Raw genomic sequence first — 18,393 nt, 5'->3', positions numbered from 1 at the left:
GGGAGTAAGCGGCGGATTTCTAACCGGAACTTTAGACGAAAATGCAGTTAATTCTCTTACAACCGCGTTCCAATTTAAAGCCGACCAATTGCATCAGGTCAAATCAAATCCTTTCAACGGCTATTTTTTAGCGGGCCCTTCTGTACGTTTCGGCAAGAGGGTTGAAGTAACCGCTTCGGTTCAGGGAGGTATGTTTCTAAATAATCCCGGTTCCATGACCATCGGTTTGAGGGGAGTTGAGCGTTCTTTTTACAGCTATTCCGGCTCCGGCAGCAATTTGTACCCGGGATTTTCCGGAAGTGTCAGCATCGCTTACCCGGTCACCACTTCCACAAGATTTTTTATCGGTACCGATTACCTGCAGTCGAAATCAACGATCAACTCTTACGATCCGCAGAATGGTCAGAACATCGCAACCATGCAAACAAAGGATTTAAAACTTGTGAGTGTTAGCCTGGGCATCAGCAAAAGTTTCGGTTCAAAAAACACAAAAGACAGCGAGGAAAATCTCCGTAAAAAACATATCGGCAACGTAAAGTATGAAGACTTTGCCGTTATTGCCGATCCGACAACCGGACAAGAGATTACTGTACCCCTACAGGCACATGCCATTAACACCAAGGGTACCGGCGCCACTGCCAACGGCCGGAAAAAAAATGAGAACTGCGGTGCTGTTACGATAAAAAGTAAAAATCCGGATGGGAGTTCGCAAGAAACGACATTTGCCTGCCCGGACGATGCGTTAACATATACTTCGAAAAGAGGAATTATTCACAAGGATTTAGCAGCCCGCAATATTATTTCAGGAAGATTAAGCTGGGCGAATAACAGTAATAACAGTGGAATAATAACCAACAAAACGCCGGCTTCTTCCAATTTTAATTCAGTAAATCGAACACCAGATTCAGGTTTTGGAGATCATGTTCGCATAGCTGTTCGGGAATCAGCTAACGGGAACGGGCGTGAGTTAAAAAAATATGGACTTATTTTCGCCGATCAGGGCAGCCAAAGATACAAAGCGAACGGTCCAAGCATTCAGGAAAATCCTCTGTACAGCCAAAAGGGTTCAAATCCTTTGTACCATGGTTCCGGTTCTACTGGCAGCAATCCATTGTATGAAGGAAAGATGCAGTCGGTGAAAAACAATCCATTGTACCAGGGTTCCGGTTCCTCTGCCAGTAATCCGATGCATGAAAATAAAACACAGCCGATATCTGATAATCCTTTATACGAAGGTGTCGCCGACATTTCCGTATCATTAGTCGATCTTGAAAGCGGAGCTGAGATTACCAATACCCAGACGGAAGCAAGTGGTGATTTCTTCTTTGCCAATGTTCCCGACGGCCGGTATGCCGTAAAGTTAAATGGTGCGGTGGGCGGTAAAAAAGGATACGATTACTACGCCAGCACAAGAACTGACCTTGTTGGAATTGTCGACCAAAGCGATGAACAATTATCGCTGATGTTGTCCACGAGGGAAATGAGTGATGAGAACCTGAGAATAGTTAAAACGAAATCCAACGTTAAAAACAATCGTATGGCAGCCGGTGATTTAGATCCGAATGCATCGAATGATCCAGTTTTTAAAAGCGTTGATCCCTTAAAAATCAAAACCAAATCAAATATTAAAAATGATCGCCTCGCTGAAAATACTGGTGATCAGAACACGCCGGATGAATCTAATCTGAGAAGCGACGATCCGTTGAAGATTAAAACGAAATCCAATATTAAAAATGATCGCCTCGCTGGAAATACTGGTGATCAGAACACGCCGGATGAATCTAATCTGAGAAGCGACGATCCGTTGAAGATCAAAACCAAATCCAATATTAAAAACGACCGGCTTGCCGCAGGCACTACTCAAGACACTCCGGATGGATATAGTCTGAGAAGCGACGATCCATTGAAAATCAAAACGAAATCCAATATCAAAAACGACCGGCTTGCTTCCGGAAATTCAACAGGAATCGGATCTTTTTTTAAACTTCTGACAATACAAAGTAATGATCTGGATGGCGACGGGATACCGGAAACCATTGCCGGAGGTCCCGCGACAGACGCTGCTTTAAGGCCCGGCCAACCAATAGGAGGAATTGTAGTTAAAGGCGGAAGAAATCCCGGTGGCAGTTTGCGTACAGTTACAACTAACGAAAGTGGCGTTTTCGAATTGAACGGACTGGATGCCGGAAACTATATCATCACGTTGGAGCGAAATATATTAATTGACGATGAAACGGTTGTGGTATTGGATCGAAATGACGAATAAATGTTAGGACCTTTTGTGGTTAAAAAAACACGTCGTTTTTGAAGGACGTGTTTTTTTTATGATGGATGGGAATCAATAAAATGAAGCGTAAATGGGAGATGTTACCGCCGAAAATACTTAAGAAAGCAAGTGAGAATGTATACCGGAGTCAGAAGACTCCTCTTTATTCGTTAATCCGAAGTGACGCTGCGCTGAACACTTCGGACAGCGTGAAATTAGAATAGCATTGATCGTAGCGCGGCGCTACGATCAGTCAAAAGGCTAATTAATTTAAGTAAAGCTCTTTATAATGCTTTAAATGCCCATCAATAAATATGATTCCATATTTATAACATACAGTTTTAAAAACCTCTTTGACAACTTGCAGCAACTTATCATCGATTTTGATGTTACCATAAAATTCAATCCAGTAAATCCCGTTATTTTTTTTAAGCTCATAAGAATAATCTTTCAAATGAAATTCTTTATCGAACAAAGTGACTAAAATGGATTTCGCTGACCATTCAAAATCTTCTAGTAAGGCTTCTTCTATTTCACTCTCTTTTTCAAGTTCAGCTAAGATTTCTTCGATATAAAATCTCTCCTTGTTTCCAATGTCTTTATCAAGCTTTTGAAGCATTGACTCAACTTTTTTTAAAATTGGAATAGCTGCTTGGAATTCGCCAATTGATACTTCAGAACGACAAATCTTAAGTCTTTAACTAATTTACCTAAGATAAAATTGTAAGAGCCTTCTGGTGAATCAATAAATTCATATTTTAATAAGTCCATAATTTTTAGGTTTTTATAGTAAAATGGAGTTAACGGTTGCTTTTAGAGTCGATTAATCGCTGTAAATTCAAAAGGATTATAAGTTCGACAATCTCAAAAAAAGCTGCCCTCATCTCTGAAAGCAGCTTTCCCTCTTCTAAAATATAAATCAAAAAACTAAGAACATCCTCCCTGCGTGCCGCAATTCAAACACTTGTAACAAGTGCCGGAACGTACCGTGATATGTCCGCAATTGGTACAGGCAGGCGCGTCGCTTTGGCCGCCGCCGGAAATGTCGAGTACCGGTTTCAATATTTTATTTCCGATTACTTTTTCAGCTTTAGGAGCTTCGGCAAAATGATTATCGTGCGGATTCTGATCTTCGTCGGCCATTTGCGGATTTCCTAATACTGCATTTTGTTCGGTCACGATGTGAACCAAATCAGTGCGGTTCAGGTATTCGTACCCCAGCAGACGGAAGATATAGTCGACTATCGAAGTAGAGCTTTTGATATTGTCGTGGCCCGATACCATGCCCGATGGCTCGAAACGTGTGAACGTAAACTTATCTACAAACTCTTCCAGCGGAACGCCGTATTGCAAACCAACCGAAATCGCGATAGCAAAACAGTTCATCAGTGATCGGAAAGTCGCACCTTCTTTATGCATATCCACGAAGATTTCGCCCAAGGTTCCGTCTTCGTATTCTCCGGTACGAACAAACACATTCTGTCCGCCTATGGCTGCTTTTTGTGTAAAACCACGACGTTTGTGCGGTAAAGCTTTCTTCTGTACAACAGATGACAGTTGTCTTTTGAACGTAGTGTCAGTTGATCTGTCAAGTATTGCACGGGCAGCTTCCAGAACCTGTTCAGGTGTCAGGTCGCTGAGTTTCACATTGGCGGCTTCGCCCAATACTTCTTCAACTGTATCCAGCTTATCTTCTTTCGTATCTGAGGATTTGGTCGACAACGGCTGCGACAATTTACAACCGTCGCGGTAAAGCGCGTTTGCTTTCAGCGCCAGTTTCCACGACAGTTCGTAACAGTCTTTTATTTCCTCAATAGTTGCTTCGTTTGGAAGGTTAATTGTTTTTGAGATCGCACCAGAAAGGAATGGCTGCGCACTGGCCATCATTTTGATATGGCCATGAGCATGAATGTAACGCTCACCTTTTGATCCGCATTTGTTTGCGCAATCAAAAATCGCGTAATGCTCCTGTTTTAAATATGGAGCGCCTTCCAATGTCATCGTTCCGCAGATGTATTCGTTCGCGTCAGCGATTTGCTGGCGACTGAAGCCGATAGAACGAAGCAAATTAAAATCAGGCGAATTGTATTGTTCCGACTTAAAGCCTAAACGTTTCAGGCAATCCTCGCCCAGCGTCCATTGATTGAACACAAAACCTATTTCGAACGCAGCAAGTAATGATTTGTCGATCTTCTCTAATTCATTTTGAGTAAATCCTTTCGCTGCTAAGGAATCAAAATTGATATGCGGAGCTCCTTCTAACGTCGCGGCGCCTTTCGCGTAATTGATGATCTTTTCTACTTCGTGCTCCTGGTAACCGAGATTTTTAAGCGCGGTTGGAACTGCCTGGTTAATGATCTTAAAGTAACCTCCGCCAGAAAGCTTTTTAAACTTTACTAAAGCAAAATCAGGCTCGATACCGGTCGTATCGCAATCCATTACCAAACCGATCGTTCCGGTCGGCGCGATCACAGTAGTTTGCGCATTGCGGTAACCGTATTTCTCGCCCAATTCAACGGCCTTATCCCAAGCGTTGCAGGCCGCAGACAATAAATAATCAGGACAGAACTTAGGATCAATTCCCGGAGGAGCGATTTCCAGTCCTTCGTAATTTTCAGTTGAGTTGTATGCCGCAAAGCGATGATTGCGCATCACGCGAAGCATGTGTTGCTTGTTCTTTTCGTATTCACGGAAGGCACCTAGTTCTTTGGCCATTTCGGCTGAAGTTGCGTAAGCTGTTCCGGTCATGATCGCGGTAATTGCACCGCCGATTGCACGGGCTTTGTCACTGTCGTACGGTATTCCGGCAACCATCAGCATCGAACCAAGATTCGCGTAACCTAAACCCAATGTGCGGTAATCATATGACAATTGAGCTACTTCCTTAGACGGGAACTGAGCCATTAAAACGGAAATTTCCAGAACGGTTGTCCATACACGACACGCGTGTTCGAATCCTTTTACATCAAACGTCAGTTTTTCAGGATCGAAGAAATGAGCAAGATTGATGGAAGCCAGGTTACAAGCTGTGTTATCCAGGAACATGTATTCCGAGCACGGATTGGATGCGTTGATTCGTCCGCCTTCCGGGCAAGTGTGCCATTCGTTGATAGTTGTATCGTATTGAACGCCCGGATCAGCGCAAGCCCAGGCAGCAAATGTGATGTCGTTCCACAGTTTTTCCGAGGAAATCGATTTTAATACTTTCCCATTTGTCCGGCCAATCAGGTTCCATGGTTTTCCAGATTCAAGAGCATGGAAGAAACTATTTGGTATACGAACCGAGTTATTTGAATTTTGTCCTGCAACAGTTCTGTAGGCTTCACCTTCGTAATCAGAAGAATAACCGGCGGCGATTAAAGCGGCAACTTTTTTCTCTTCTTCGACTTTCCAGTTTACGAATCCTTCAATTTCAGGGTGGTCCAGGTCCAGGCAAACCATTTTAGCGGCACGACGTGTTGTTCCGCCGGATTTAATAGCTCCCGCAGCCCTGTCGCCGATTTTCAGGAACGACATTAATCCAGACGAGTAACCTCCGCCGGAAAGCTTTTCACTCTCCCCACGGATGGCGGAGAAATTGGTCCCAACACCCGAACCGTATTTGAAGATACGGGCTTCACGAACCCAAAGGTCCATGATACCACCATCGTTTACCAGGTCGTCATTCACCGAAAGGATGAAGCAGGCATGTGGCTGCGGACGCTCGTAAGCTGAAGTAGATTTCGAAAGCACTTCGGTCACAGGGTCAACAAAATAATGCCCCTGCGGCTTTCCTGTGATGCCATACGAGGAATGCAGTCCGGTATTGAACCATTGCGGTGAATTTGGCGCAGCCAATTGCCCAACGATGGTATAAACCAACTCGTCATAAAAGATATTTGCATCCTCTTTAGACGCGAAGTAATTGTATTTCTCGCCCCACTGTTTCCAGCAGTTCGCCATACGGTGAGCAACCTGTTTAATGCTTTTTTCAGAGCCGGTCGAACCATCAGCTTGCGGCACGCCGGCTTTACGGAAATACTTCTGGGCAAGAATATCCGTCGCTACCTGGCTCCAGCTTCCCGGAACTTCCACATCGTTCATTTCAAAAACCGCGTCCCCGGAAGGATTCCTGATTACAGATGACCTTTTCTCATACGAGAACAAATCGTAAACATTTACACCATCCTTGGTAAAATAGCGATTAAAATGAAGGCCTTTGCCTTGGGTTGATTTTTTGTCATTTATTTTGCCCATAATATTGTGTTTTAAATGTGAAAAAGTGTAAGCAGAAAACCTTAAGGGGTTTTTAATCAAATTTATCTTTCAGATAGTTCCAACTGAACTTATCTTTTCCACAAGTTGATAGTGTAAATAGCGAATTGAGTGCGAATTAACGCGCAATTGATTCTCATTAAGCTGTTTGTCATGTGGAAAACTAACCTGAACTCAAATTTTAACGTGTTTCGAGTACACTATTAAGTGTAAACAACGAATCAATTTATATCGGCAAGTGTCCTATTAGACCTACTTCAATTTTCAAGTGCTGTAAGACTTTTTAAAATTTGCATAATAACCATTTTTAAAAACCGATGATAATTAGAAAATGAAAGTTAAATTCTCTTGGCGGTCGGTAGTCCCGCTTTTCCCTCCAAATCCTCAGTCGTACCTCCTTTCGGGTTTTCTGGTACAATCGGGTTTAAAATCAATGGACATTCGCCGGAACCGCGCCGTAGCCCGCGTTAAGGATTGAAGTGGAAATCCTTTTTCGTCCCGTAGGGCGGAAAAGATTGAAACGGAAAGCCCGGCCGAAGGCAACGCCAAAAAAACCATCGAAAATGTAAAGCGCTTCCGCAAAACAAATCGTTTACTTCAACGGTCCTGGCACTTTGTGACTTAAATGTCGCTCCAGCTCCGTAAAAACAAAAAGCTCCGGTTTCCCGAAGCTTTGCATTGTCTTTTATATCCCTGATCTTATCTCAACTTATAAGACAGTCACCCGGATCATATTGGTTTTGCCTTTTTGTTCAATCGGCATTGACGCAGTATTGATTACAACCTCTCCCGGTTCAACCAGGTTTTCCGACAGCAAAATAGAATTTACATCGCTGATCGATTCGTCGGTACTTACATATTTATCGTAGTAAAAACCTCTTACTCCCCAAAGCAGGCTCAGTGAATTGAGTAGCGTTTTATTGCTTGTAAAAATAAAGGTAGTGGCTTTTGGCCTGTGGCTGGAAATTTCAAACGCTGTATATCCGGATGAAGTCATCGATACAATACCCACGGCGCTTGATTTTTCCGAAAGATAAACAGCAGAACCACAAACGGCGTCAGCCATGTAGGTTGGCGATTCAACGTTTAACTTTTTCGGTGTGTGATAAGGATATGCTGTCTCCTCGATATTTTTAATGATCTTCGACATTGTTTCGATAACGATCAGCGGAAATTCACCCACCGAAGTTTCACCGCTTAGCATTACTGCATCAGCTCCGTCCAATACGGAGTTTGCAACGTCATTAACCTCAGCACGTGTTGGCCGCGGAGTAGTGATCATACTCTCGAGCATTTGTGTTGCAACGATAACCGGTTTTGACGCTTCGCGGCATTTTCTTGCGATCATTTTTTGCAATACAGGAACTTGCTCCATCGGCATTTCAACACCCAGGTCGCCACGCGCAACCATTACACCGTCCGTTACAGCGATGATAGCGTCGATGTTATCGATTGCTTCCGGCTTTTCAATCTTCGCAATTACTTTGGCAGTTTTTCCGCTTTGGGAGATGATACGTTTTAATTGAACGATATCATCTGCTGTACGCACAAATGACATCCCGATCCATTCAACGTCGTTTTTAAGCGCCAGATCCAGATTTGAAAGATCCTCATCCGTTAGTGATGGAATAGAAACTTTGGTGTTCGGCAGGTTTACGCCTTTCCGCGACGTTAAAATTCCACCGTGAACAATCTCACAGGTAACCGTGTCCTTTTTATTTGTGCTGATTACACGCATCTGAATTTTCCCGTCATCTAACAGGATTATCTCATTGGCCTGTACATCATTAGGAAAAGTATCGTAAGTGATGTAAATTTCTTTATCGTTGCCGATGAGTTCGCGGGTTGTAATATCAATCTGAGTTCCGTTGATAAGATTTATACCACCATCCTGAACCATTCCGATACGAATCTTCGGTCCCTGCAAATCGGCTAAAATGCCGACATGGGTTTTGTACTGCTCATTGATTTCACGGATCGTATTGATCACTTGCTGGTGAACTTCCTGGCTGCCGTGCGAAAAGTTAAGGCGGCAAACATTTACACCGGCTTTAATCATGCTCAGCAACATTTCCTTTTTTGCCGATGCTGGTCCGAGAGTTGCAACGATCTTAGTTCGTTTGTGCGTGTGTTTCATTAATAATATTTTTTAATAACTGGCGTTATGCTTTTTTCTATTTACAAAGTGTAAAAAATACACTACCATTTCGGGCTGCTAAAATATGAGATTTTCTTTAGATTTCAATTTCCTGGGATTAACTTCTACAGCGGAAACCACTTCATTTAGTTTATTAACGCTGCCTAAAAACTTTTCACGGTCCTCGTCATCTATATAATTACGTATCAAAATAAAGTAATCTGTTCCTTTCATTTCTGGAATTAACCAGCCTTCATTTCCTTTATTGGCAATAAGATAAAATTCAACTTCCGTTTGCGGCTCCTGGTAATAATAACGCGAAAAAAACTGAATTTCCGGACCTGACCCGAACTGAAGCTCTAAATCATCAATCCGCGAAAACTGAATCCGAAGTTCCTTGTTGAGCTTAAAACAAAAGCGGTAATCTTTTAATGGAGCCGTAATAGCTATTAAAATAAAATCAAGGTCTGGCTCGTATTTTAAAATCAGTTTATTCAAAACAGTTCTACGGGTTCAAAGTTAGTAAACAATCAGTTATGACCATTATTCTACGCCAAAACAAAAAGGTTTGATATTTAATAGAATTTATTTTTCTTTGCACAGAATTTTAACCATTAAATCATAAAAAATATGTCTGATATCGCTTCAAGAGTAAAAGCAATTATCGTTGAAAAATTAGGTGTTGATGAAAGTGAAGTTACACCGGAAGCATCTTTCACAAACGATCTTGGTGCCGATTCTTTAGACACCGTGGAACTAATCATGGAGTTTGAAAAAGAATTTAACGTTGCTATTCCTGATGACCAGGCTGAAACAATCGGAACAGTTGGTCAAGCTATTGCTTATTTAGAGAAAAACGTAAAGTAATTTACGCCGCACATATTAAATGGAGCTTAAAAGAGTTGTTGTTACAGGACTTGGTGCGCTTACTCCACTTGGAAATACCGTTGCTGAATATTGGGATGGTCTGATCAATGGGGTAAGCGGTGCCGCTCCTATTACCAGGTTTGATGCTACAAACTTCAAAACCAAATTTGCCTGCGAGGTAAAAAATTTCAATCCGGAAGATTTCATGGACCGCAAGGAAGCACGTAAGGTTGACCCTTTTGTGCATTATGCTCTTGCGTCCACCGATGAAGCCGTTAAGGATTCAGGCCTTGATTTCACTAAGTTTGACACAAACCGTATTGGTGTTATCTGGGGTTCGGGAATCGGCGGTTTAAAAACATTTTTGGACGAGGTTACCAATTTTGCCAAGGGCGATGGCAATCCGCGATTCAATCCATTCTTCATTCCTAAAATGATCCTGGACATCGCTCCGGGTCATATTTCTATTAAATATGGGTTGCGAGGACCTAATTTTGCAACGGTTTCGGCCTGCGCATCCTCAACCAATGCATTGATCGATTCATTTAACTATCTCCGTTTAGGGATGGCTGATGTGATCATTTCAGGCGGATCGGAAGCCATTATTAACGAAGCCGGCATGGGCGGATTCAACGCAATGCATGCTTTATCTACACGAAATGATGATCCGGCTACGGCTTCACGCCCGTTTGACAAAGACCGTGACGGATTTGTAGCGGGAGAGGGTTCCGGAACGATTATTCTGGAAGAACTGGAGCATGCAAAAGCTCGCGGAGCGAAAATTTATGCTGAGCTTGTCGGCGGCGGTATGAGTGCCGATGCTAATCATATCACAGCACCACACCCGGAAGGCCTTGGAGCACGCCTCGTAATGACTAATGCACTGAAAGATGCAGGCATGACTGTGGATGATATAGATTATATCAATGTTCACGGCACTTCGACACCTCTTGGCGACATTAGTGAGTCAACAGCGATTCTGAACCTCTTTGGCGAGAATGCTTATAAATTGAACATTAGTTCGACGAAATCAATGACCGGTCACTTGTTAGGAGCTGCCGGAGCTATTGAATCGATCGCATCGATACTTGCGGTACAAAATGATATCATTCCTCCAACTATCAATCATTTTACCGACGATCCTGATATTGATCCTAAATTAAATTTTACGTTTAACAAAGCGCAAAAACGCGTGGTACGTGCTGCTCAAAGCAATACCTTTGGATTTGGCGGTCACAATGCTTCCGTAATATTTAAAAAATATGAAGGATAAAACATTTCAGAGGATTTGCTTATATACTTTCTAACACTGTATCTTTAAATCCTCTGAAATTTGTTAAATGCCTTTAGCCAGGATATACAAACTACACTTTTCTTCTCAGCGCAAATACGTAAAAACCCTGAACAACCTGCTTGGTTTTGTTCCGGGGAATCTCTCGCTGTACAGAATGGCATTTCGCCATAAATCTGTAGCAGTACCTCTGAAACATGGAACGAAAAACAGCAATGAGCGCCTGGAATTTTTAGGTGATGCTGTTTTAGGTTCAGTGGTTGCCGAATTACTGTTTAAACTTTACCCTTATAAAGAAGAAGGCTTCCTGACAGAAATGCGCTCGAAGATCGTAAGCCGGGCAAACCTCAATCAACTCGCCCGAAAAATGGGCTTTAATGAGCTTATCGAATTCGACAACCGGATGGTTAACCTGTCGAACAAACAAGGATCCATGATGGGCGATGCATTCGAAGCGTTAATAGGAGCTGTTTATCTTGATAAGGGATATAATTTTACTAAAAATTTTATACTTAGCAGGATCATTAAACCACATGTTGACATTCACAAGCTTGAGTTAACCGAAACAAATTTTAAAAGCAAACTCATCGAATGGTGTCAGCGGCACGGGAAAGACGTTCTTTTTGAGCTCGTTGCAAACGACGACGGAGAAAGCGTCAAACTTTTTACTGTATGTGCAGTAGTTGACGGTGAGAATTTGGGCGTGGGCCGCGATTACAATAAAAAGAATGCTGAGAAACTCGCTGCAGAAAAAGCCTGCGATGCATTAGCCATTTAATTTCCAAGCTTCGGTAAAGGTTCTACAGCCGGTTCACCTTTTTTCTTATAATCTTCCGAAGACTTTTTAATATATGTGATTACATCATACTCGTTCCAGTATTGTGCAGTTTCATACGAGGGACGGTACAGGGTCATAAAATCACTTATTTTTTCATCCGGCAAATTTGCGTATTGCATCACAACCGACTTGTTAAATTTCCGGTCGATTTCGGTCTGCTGCAGCTCAGTTCCATAATATTTGTTAAATCGCCTGGCTTGGCCCGGAGTTTTTCCAATCAGCTCGTAAAGAGCAGTAAGCGGTTTAAACAGGTAAGATAAAAAAGGTGGTTTACCGTTATAATAAACGCCTTTTTTACGGTAATCATCCAACACCTCCTGCATCTCCTGTTTTTTCGACTTCGCTGTCACTGTTACTTCGTTAAGCATTATACCAGGTGCCATTTGCACAACCATGTCTTTGGTTGATGTGACGGCAACTTTCTGATCTGCATAATCTTTCTTCCTGAAAAGAAGCGTATCTCTCACGGAGACGTTAATTCTGAATATTCCAAAATCATTGGTTAACGCATATTGCCCGGTACGTAAATTTCTTACACTTACCTCCGCAAGCCGCGTCCCGGAACCTTTGGCCATTACGGCGCCAGCCTGTTCAAAATCCTGTGCATGTAAACTCAGCGACAATGAAAATAACCAGCCCGTTATGACATATTTTAGATACTTCATGTCAGGTAAATTTACGAAATCATAAATTAGTGACTTAGTAATTTATGTTAAAAAGCTGTCAATTTGGTCGTGCGCGGTTTTTTAACTTATCTTTGCCCATGATCAAGTCAATGACGGGCTACGGCCTTGCGGCAAATGATTTTAAGCAGGTTAAATATACGGTTGAAATAAAATCGTTAAACAGCAAATTCCTCGAACTTATTTTAAAGCTTCCAAAAGCGTTTTCTGAAAAGGAGTTGCTTATCCGTAACGAATGCAGCAAACAGATAGAACGCGGTAAAGTTAGCCTGATAATCAACGCCGAATACCCGGAAGGATTATCAAAAGCAGCTTCAATTAATAAAACATTATTAAAACATTACTACAACCAATTGCAAGAGACCGCAACTGAACTGGGTGACACCAGTACCAGCCTAATGCAATTGGCCGTTAATTTTCCCGAAGTAATCAGTTACGAAGAAGGAACAGTAAGTGAAGAGGAATGGGATAACCTGTTGGCAACGTTTAACCAGGCAATGCAAGCCTTCCAGACATTTCGTGCTGATGAAGGATCTGTTTTGCAGCAGGACATCGAATTCCGCATAAAAAATATATTGGCTGCTTTAGAACAGGTAAAAATACATGAGCCGAACCGAATTAACGTCATTAAGGAACGGATCAACCTGGCACTAGAAGAGTTTGTAGGGAAAGAGAAAATTGATCAGAACCGTTTTGAGCAGGAGCTCATATTTTACATTGATAAATTGGATATCACAGAAGAAAAAATCAGGCTTAAGAGCCATTGCGATTATTTCCTGGAAGCTTTAAAATCTCCCGATGCAAATGGCAAAAAACTGGGATTCATTTCGCAGGAGATTGGGCGTGAAATAAATACCATGGGTTCAAAAGCTAATGACGCTGCCATACAAAAAATTGTAGTAGGCATGAAAGAGGAGCTCGAAAAAATTAAAGAACAATTATTAAACGTGCTTTAAAAGGCTTGCGTAAAAAGAACTTGTGATACCTTTTACAATCTGAAATGGACGGTAAACTTATAATATTCTCGGCACCGTCGGGTGCTGGCAAAACAACCATTGTACACCATCTTTTAAACAAATATCCTGATCTGATACAATTTTCAGTTTCCGCAACAACGCGCCAGTCGCGCGGTACTGAAATCCATGGGAAGGATTATTATTTTATATCCAAAGAAGAGTTCCTGCACCGCATTGCTCAAAAGGATTTCGTTGAATTTGAAGAAGTTTATACCGGAACGTTTTACGGCACATTGCGCTCCGAAATAGAGCGAATATGGAAAACCGGCAAAAATGTGATTTTCGATATCGATGTAGAAGGAGGTTTACACCTGAAACGGAAATATGGAAAAGATGCACTCGCAGTATTCGTTCAGCCACCTTCGCTGGAAGTGCTCATTGAACGCTTGCGAAGCCGTGGTACCGACAGTGAACTAAAATTAAAAGAACGTATTGCAAAAGCCAGCAAAGAGCTTACCTATGCGGACAAGTTCGACGTAATTCTGAAAAACTATGAACTTGACGAAGCCTGCGAAAATGCTGAAAAGCTTTTAAAAGACTTTATGATTCAATCATAGCCAGTTCCTGACATGAAGATCGGTTTATTTTTCGGTTCATTTAATCCAATTCATACCGGCCACCTTATCATTGCCAACTACCTGGCAAATTACACGGCGCTCGATGAGGTGTGGCTGGTGGTTTCGCCACATAACCCGCTGAAATCAAAAAGCGACTTGATTAACATGTACGACAGGCTGGAAATGGCCAAACTAGCTACAGAAAACTCGCAAAAACTCAAAGTTAGCGACATTGAATTTGGGTTGCCACAGCCGTCTTACACCATCGATACCCTGACATTTCTTAAAGAGAAATACCCGGAAAAACAGTTTTGCCTAATAATGGGATCAGATAACCTGGTTTCATTTAAAAAGTGGAAAAATCACGAAATGCTTCTGCGCGATTACGAACTCTTTGTCTATCCAAGGCCCGGATTTTCAGGATCGGAATTTGATAATCATCCTTCCGTTAAAATCACCGATACTCCTTTGATGGAAATATCTGCTACGTTTATAAGAAAGGCATTTAAAGAACAGAAGAACACGCAATATTTTCTGCCGGATAATGTGATCGAGTTTATTGAGAGTAAGAATTTGTATAGGTAGGGATATTTTAAAGATATTCTTTAAAGCGCAAAGCCTTTTCTTCGATTGATAGTTTGTTTCCGTTTTCCGCTTTTACTTCTCACGCAGCCGATAAGCCACGCTAAAACTGAAACAGCGGTTACACCAACTGCACATATTTGCTTTATCCCGTTTATTGACCTGGGTCTTGTAAAACAATAATAAATCTACTGTCATTGCCGGTTAAACATGGCTGCAATGGATACCGACCATGAGCCTAAAGCCTGAAGGCGTATGAATGGAAGACAGGACTGAGTAAACCGAAAGGCGCTGCACATGATCTCCAAATTAATATTTAATGTCAATCAATGGCGGCCATTTCAATGATCATATCGATTCCATTCTCGAACAAACAATCATTCAAACATCCATGTTAATTAATCCTTCTCAATTAACGAATACAACTTATTTTTCTTTTCCGTCTTCCGATGAATAATGCACAGCGGCCGGTATTCATCGGCTGACTTGACTATATCTTCCTAAAACATTTTCCTAATTTTACTCCCGTGAGCGAGAAAACCATTTTAAAGCTTCAACTGCCTACAGATCCGTTATGGGTTAAGAATGTGGTTGAAAGCAATATTGAAGAGATTTTAACTGATCACGCTTTTTGCGAGCAGAAGGCTGCCAGTAATGCCATTACTTTAATAGTTCAAAATCCCAATCTGTCTGACATGGTGCAGGCAATGGCTTTACTTGTCCAGGAAGAAATGGACCACTTTAAACGTGTTCACGATATCATTTTGCAACGCGGATTTACACTGGGCCGCGAGCGAAAAGATAACTATGTGAACGAACTGGCGAAATTCATTATAAAAGGCGGCGGCCGGGAAGCGCAATTGGTCGACAGATTGCTTTTTTCTGCAATGATCGAAGCGCGAAGCTGCGAGCGTTTCAAAGTGCTTTCAGATAATATAAACGATGATGAACTGTCGGTATTCTATCATGAATTAATGGTTAGCGAAGCATCACACTACACTATGTTTTTAAAATTCGCCAAACAGTATGCCGACACGATTGACGTAGACAAACGCTGGAATGAATTCCTCGCTCACGAAGCGACAGTAATTCAAAATTACGGCAAAAGCGAAACTATTCACGGTTAGCTTGCAGTTTTCAGATATAATCTTAAACTTTGATTATTAGTTTGTTACAATCTTAAAATCATCCGTTATGGCAAATCTGATTAATTGGTTAGAGATTCCCGTTTCAGACATGGAACGAGCTAAAAAATTCTACGAACAGGTGCTAAATGCTAAAATTGAAATCGACGAGCAAATGGCGCCGGGCTTTAAAATGGGAATGATAAACACCGAAGGCATGACGCTTAAGGATTTGGGCGGCTCCCTTGTTCAGGGAGCGGGATATGAACCTGGCCAAAGCAATACGTTAGTCTACTTAAACGCAAATGAAACAGGCGGCTGCGATGCTTTCCTCGAACGCGTTCAGCAGGCAGGTGGAAAAGTTACCGGGCCTACTATGCAGATTTCGCCTGATATTGGTTTTTGCGCTTTTTTTACAGACACAGAGGGAAACCGGATGGCGGTTCACAGCCAGAACAAGTAGCAATTAGCCGCTTTTTTTCCAGCCGATAATATTCTTTAAATAGTTACCGATTATCTCAAGGTCAACTACATCATTCATGTAGCCGATATACATGTCCGGCCGGACTATTAAGAGTTTTTTTTGTCCGTATGAAATGTGGAACTGATGAAAAAAAGCGATGTTCCGTTTGCTATAAGGCAGGTAAAAAAAGTTTAGTCCTTGCGGATAATTCAATGTAATCCATTGCGCTATCGAAAATAAAAATCGTTCATCAAAGGTTCCGAGAACCAGGATCGTAAATCCCGTTTTATTAAACCAGCTGTGCAGATCAGTAGTTTCCTCTTTTTTCTCATCGTAAAATTCCAGATAAGGCAACCTGTCGCCAGCCTTTACGCTCGAGAGATGGCTATGATGTACATTGACAGAACTGTGCCGGTAACTGATTCCAATTTGCGACACCATCTTAAAAAACCGTCCCCTGATTTTATCGTTACTCCATATTTTCGGAATAATTAATGGAACCAGGAAATTACGCAGTTTTATAGAGAGCCAATTTTTCGAGATGATGATAGTAAACAGCTTATCCGTCGTCTTAAGAAGCTGCTTTGCAACGGGCATTCTTTCTTCCTGATACGAGTTCAGGATTTTGGAATGATATTGACCGTTAATGACACCGACAAGTTTCCACGATAAATTATAAGCATCCTGTAAGCCGGTATTCATCCCCTGGCCGCCAACCGGCGAATGAATATGCGCTGCATCGCCAATTAAAAAGCATCGCTGCAGATGAAAACTTTCCGCCATGCGATGATGAAGCTTATACGACGTAAACCATTCGCAATTCGACACCTCGACCCTCGCGCCAACGGCTTGTTCCAGGTAAGGCCGCACGTCATCAAAACTCAGGTCATCAACAGATTTCATATTTTCAGGTAACGCGCCAATAAATCTAAAACGACCTTCATCACGCATCGGGAATGCAGCTGCAAGACTGTGCCCTCGCGTAAAAACCTGCACGACTTGTTTTTTAAAACCTTCCCGCAGCGTCAAATCAGCGAGGTAATAATATTGAGGATAAGTGGATCCCTTAAATTCGATATTCAAAAGCTTCCTGACGATACTGTGAGCTCCGTCTGCACCAACAACCCATTCGAAATTTACCGTTGATTCACCATTTTCTGTTACTAAAACAGCTTCTACTTCCCGGTCATTTTGTTTTAATGATTTAAGTGTGGTTCGCCAGGAAACCGCACAAACGTGGTTAGTGAGATAGTTAAGCAAAACCCGCTCGTTTTTGCTTTGCTCAAGCATAAAAATATAGGGAAACTCGGTTTGCCCGTTGCCTGCACCCTCGAGATTAAGTTCAAAAACTTTGTCTTCCTGATGAAATTTGAGTCCTTTTGCTTCATCGCCGCGGGAAAGCACATCGTCAATTACACCCAGCTGCCGGTAAATCTCTAACGATCTGGCTTGTAAGGCTAATGCTTTAGATTGATTCGTCGGCCCGTCCTTTTGATCGATGATTACTGGCTGGATTCCATAGCGCAATAGTTGAGCAGCCATCATCAAACCAGACGGGCCGGCGCCCACTATTAAAACTTGTTTTTTATCGGTTGAAGTAATCACTTACCTCGAAATAACAAAAAAATAGCCGGCTTTTTATGCAGATCAGGTTTTTTGTTTTTGAGCTCAGCAACTGTCGTTGAGATGATTAGCTCATCGGATGATGTTAAATTACAGGCAATGCAAATCCTGGTCTGGGGTTTGCAGCTTTTTAACACGTCCTCCAAAAGCTGATTATTTCGAAAGGGCGTTTCGATAAAAAGCTGAGTTTGGTTAAACCGCTCGGAATTATGTTCAAGCTCCTTTAATTTCCTTGTGCGCTCATTTTTGTCAATCGGCAGATATCCATGGAACGTAAAACTCTGCCCGTTGAATCCTGAAGCCATGAGCGACAGAACAATCGAACTCGGACCAACCAGCGGAACAACTTTTATTCCGCGGCGATGGGCCTCCGCAACAATATCCGAGCCCGGATCGGCAATTGCCGGACAGCCGGCTTCGCTCATTAAGCCGACATCCTTTCCTGCCTCCAGCCCGGCAAAGAAGTACGTCAGAATTCCATCACGGTTATGTTTGCCATAGTCGTGAAGCAGCAATTCACTTTGGGGCGTTTTCAAGCCGGCTTCTTTCAGAAACCGGCGCGCTGTTTTTTCATTTTCAACGATGTATTCGCTAATCTGATTGACGATATCACCGGCGAAAGCAGTAAATGATTTTACGGCACTTTCGTCTGCTAATGGCACGGGAATCAGAAATAACGTTCCTTTAGGCAT

At 42.2% G+C, this 18,393-nt stretch carries 17 protein-coding genes; 10 read left to right on the top strand and 7 right to left on the bottom strand.

Annotation, left to right across the window (positions count from 1 at the left end; all coding sequences use genetic code 11):
* The coding region (locus GS399_RS03720) for a carboxypeptidase-like regulatory domain-containing protein (RefSeq protein WP_160843222.1) at positions 1-2,266 on the top strand (2,266 nt) is incomplete at its 5' end.
* A 265-nt stretch (positions 2,267-2,531) separates the two neighbouring features.
* Here GS399_RS03720 and GS399_RS03715 read toward each other — a convergent pair.
* The 4 genes from GS399_RS03715 to GS399_RS03700 all read right to left on the bottom strand — a co-directional run bounded on the left by GS399_RS03715 (position 2,532) and on the right by GS399_RS03700 (position 9,155).
* A complete protein-coding gene (locus tag GS399_RS03715) occupies positions 2,532-2,885 on the bottom strand; it encodes a hypothetical protein (protein ID WP_160843221.1) in 354 nt (117 codons plus the stop codon).
* A 308-nt stretch (positions 2,886-3,193) separates the two neighbouring features.
* The gene (locus tag GS399_RS03710; RefSeq protein ID WP_160843220.1) at positions 3,194-6,502 is read right to left on the bottom strand and encodes a vitamin B12-dependent ribonucleotide reductase; all 3,309 of its coding nucleotides are present in this window, start codon (positions 6,500-6,502) and stop codon (positions 3,194-3,196) included.
* A gap of 727 nt (positions 6,503-7,229) precedes the next feature.
* Positions 7,230-8,657 (bottom strand): pyruvate kinase, encoded by a 1,428-nt coding sequence (gene pyk, locus GS399_RS03705; RefSeq protein ID WP_160843219.1) that lies wholly within the window; start codon positions 8,655-8,657, stop codon positions 7,230-7,232.
* A gap of 78 nt (positions 8,658-8,735) precedes the next feature.
* A complete protein-coding gene (locus GS399_RS03700) occupies positions 8,736-9,155 on the bottom strand; it encodes an IPExxxVDY family protein (protein WP_160843218.1) in 420 nt (139 codons plus the stop codon).
* 132 nt (positions 9,156-9,287) lie between these two features.
* Between GS399_RS03700 and GS399_RS03695 the strand changes: the two genes are divergently transcribed.
* The 3 genes from GS399_RS03695 to rnc all read left to right on the top strand — a co-directional run bounded on the left by GS399_RS03695 (position 9,288) and on the right by rnc (position 11,593).
* A complete protein-coding gene (locus tag GS399_RS03695; protein WP_008508386.1) occupies positions 9,288-9,524 on the top strand; it encodes an acyl carrier protein in 237 nt (78 codons plus the stop codon).
* Positions 9,525-9,543: 19 nt separating this feature from the next.
* A complete protein-coding gene (gene fabF / locus GS399_RS03690; protein ID WP_160843217.1) occupies positions 9,544-10,797 on the top strand; it encodes a beta-ketoacyl-ACP synthase II in 1,254 nt (417 codons plus the stop codon).
* Positions 10,798-10,864: 67 nt separating this feature from the next.
* Complete coding sequence (gene rnc, locus GS399_RS03685; RefSeq protein WP_160843216.1) at positions 10,865-11,593, top strand: ribonuclease III; 729 nt, start codon at positions 10,865-10,867, stop codon at positions 11,591-11,593.
* Here the strand turns inward: rnc and GS399_RS03680 are convergent.
* Complete coding sequence (locus GS399_RS03680; protein ID WP_160843215.1) at positions 11,590-12,318, bottom strand: hypothetical protein; 729 nt, start codon at positions 12,316-12,318, stop codon at positions 11,590-11,592. The two genes, rnc and GS399_RS03680, sit on opposite strands and share 4 nt — an antisense overlap.
* Before the next feature lie 98 nt (positions 12,319-12,416).
* On the opposite strand from GS399_RS03680, the gene GS399_RS03675 reads away from it, so the two are divergent.
* From GS399_RS03675 to GS399_RS03650, 6 genes are all read left to right on the top strand, one after another.
* A complete protein-coding gene (locus GS399_RS03675) occupies positions 12,417-13,292 on the top strand; it encodes a YicC/YloC family endoribonuclease (protein WP_237487848.1) in 876 nt (291 codons plus the stop codon).
* Positions 13,293-13,336: 44 nt separating this feature from the next.
* Positions 13,337-13,909, top strand: coding sequence for a guanylate kinase (gmk, locus tag GS399_RS03670; RefSeq protein WP_160843214.1), 573 nt, complete (start codon positions 13,337-13,339; stop codon positions 13,907-13,909).
* 12 nt (positions 13,910-13,921) lie between these two features.
* Positions 13,922-14,494, top strand: a complete 573-nt coding sequence (gene nadD / locus GS399_RS03665; RefSeq protein WP_160843213.1) for a nicotinate (nicotinamide) nucleotide adenylyltransferase — start codon at positions 13,922-13,924, stop codon at positions 14,492-14,494.
* Between the two features lie 316 nt (positions 14,495-14,810).
* The gene (locus GS399_RS03660; protein WP_160843212.1) at positions 14,811-14,948 is read left to right on the top strand and encodes a hypothetical protein; all 138 of its coding nucleotides are present in this window, start codon (positions 14,811-14,813) and stop codon (positions 14,946-14,948) included.
* Positions 14,949-15,018: 70 nt separating this feature from the next.
* On the top strand, positions 15,019-15,618 hold the full coding sequence (locus tag GS399_RS03655; RefSeq protein ID WP_369410095.1) for a MiaE family protein: 600 nt from the start codon (positions 15,019-15,021) through the stop codon (positions 15,616-15,618).
* Positions 15,619-15,685: 67 nt separating this feature from the next.
* On the top strand, positions 15,686-16,078 hold the full coding sequence (locus tag GS399_RS03650; protein ID WP_160843211.1) for a VOC family protein: 393 nt from the start codon (positions 15,686-15,688) through the stop codon (positions 16,076-16,078).
* A 3-nt stretch (positions 16,079-16,081) separates the two neighbouring features.
* Here GS399_RS03650 and GS399_RS03645 read toward each other — a convergent pair whose 3' ends face one another.
* Entirely contained in the window at positions 16,082-17,683 is a 1,602-nt protein-coding gene (locus GS399_RS03645; protein WP_160843210.1) for an FAD-dependent monooxygenase, read from the bottom strand.
* A complete protein-coding gene (locus GS399_RS03640; RefSeq protein ID WP_160843209.1) occupies positions 17,680-18,393 on the bottom strand; it encodes an SAM-dependent methyltransferase in 714 nt (237 codons plus the stop codon). Before GS399_RS03640 ends, GS399_RS03645 begins: the two co-directional genes overlap by 4 nt.

This window comes from Hufsiella arboris, assembly GCF_009834875.1.
GTDB lineage: Bacteria > Bacteroidota > Bacteroidia > Sphingobacteriales > Sphingobacteriaceae > Hufsiella_A > Hufsiella_A arboris.
Note: the sequence above shows the minus strand (reverse complement) of the source record. Positions and strands in the feature narration are given on the sequence as shown.

Excerpts from the sequence above, each read along its gene's own strand:
- GS399_RS03710 (WP_160843220.1), bottom strand. The coding sequence starts at position 6,502 with ATGGGCAAAATAAATGACAAAAAATCAACCCAAGGCAAAGGCCTTCAT.
- gmk (WP_160843214.1), top strand. The coding sequence starts at position 13,337 with ATGGACGGTAAACTTATAATATTCTCGGCACCGTCGGGTGCTGGCAAA.
- pyk (WP_160843219.1), bottom strand. The coding sequence starts at position 8,657 with ATGAAACACACGCACAAACGAACTAAGATCGTTGCAACTCTCGGACCA.
- GS399_RS03650 (WP_160843211.1), top strand. The coding sequence starts at position 15,686 with ATGGCAAATCTGATTAATTGGTTAGAGATTCCCGTTTCAGACATGGAA.
- rnc (WP_160843216.1), top strand. The coding sequence starts at position 10,865 with ATGCCTTTAGCCAGGATATACAAACTACACTTTTCTTCTCAGCGCAAA.
- nadD (WP_160843213.1), top strand. The coding sequence starts at position 13,922 with ATGAAGATCGGTTTATTTTTCGGTTCATTTAATCCAATTCATACCGGC.
- GS399_RS03675 (WP_237487848.1), top strand. The coding sequence starts at position 12,417 with ATGATCAAGTCAATGACGGGCTACGGCCTTGCGGCAAATGATTTTAAG.
- fabF (WP_160843217.1), top strand. The coding sequence starts at position 9,544 with ATGGAGCTTAAAAGAGTTGTTGTTACAGGACTTGGTGCGCTTACTCCA.
- GS399_RS03640 (WP_160843209.1), bottom strand. The coding sequence starts at position 18,393 with ATGCCTAAAGGAACGTTATTTCTGATTCCCGTGCCATTAGCAGACGAA.
- GS399_RS03660 (WP_160843212.1), top strand. The coding sequence starts at position 14,811 with ATGTCAATCAATGGCGGCCATTTCAATGATCATATCGATTCCATTCTC.
- GS399_RS03680 (WP_160843215.1), bottom strand. The coding sequence starts at position 12,318 with ATGAAGTATCTAAAATATGTCATAACGGGCTGGTTATTTTCATTGTCG.
- GS399_RS03695 (WP_008508386.1), top strand. The coding sequence starts at position 9,288 with ATGTCTGATATCGCTTCAAGAGTAAAAGCAATTATCGTTGAAAAATTA.
- GS399_RS03715 (WP_160843221.1), bottom strand. The coding sequence starts at position 2,885 with ATGCTTCAAAAGCTTGATAAAGACATTGGAAACAAGGAGAGATTTTAT.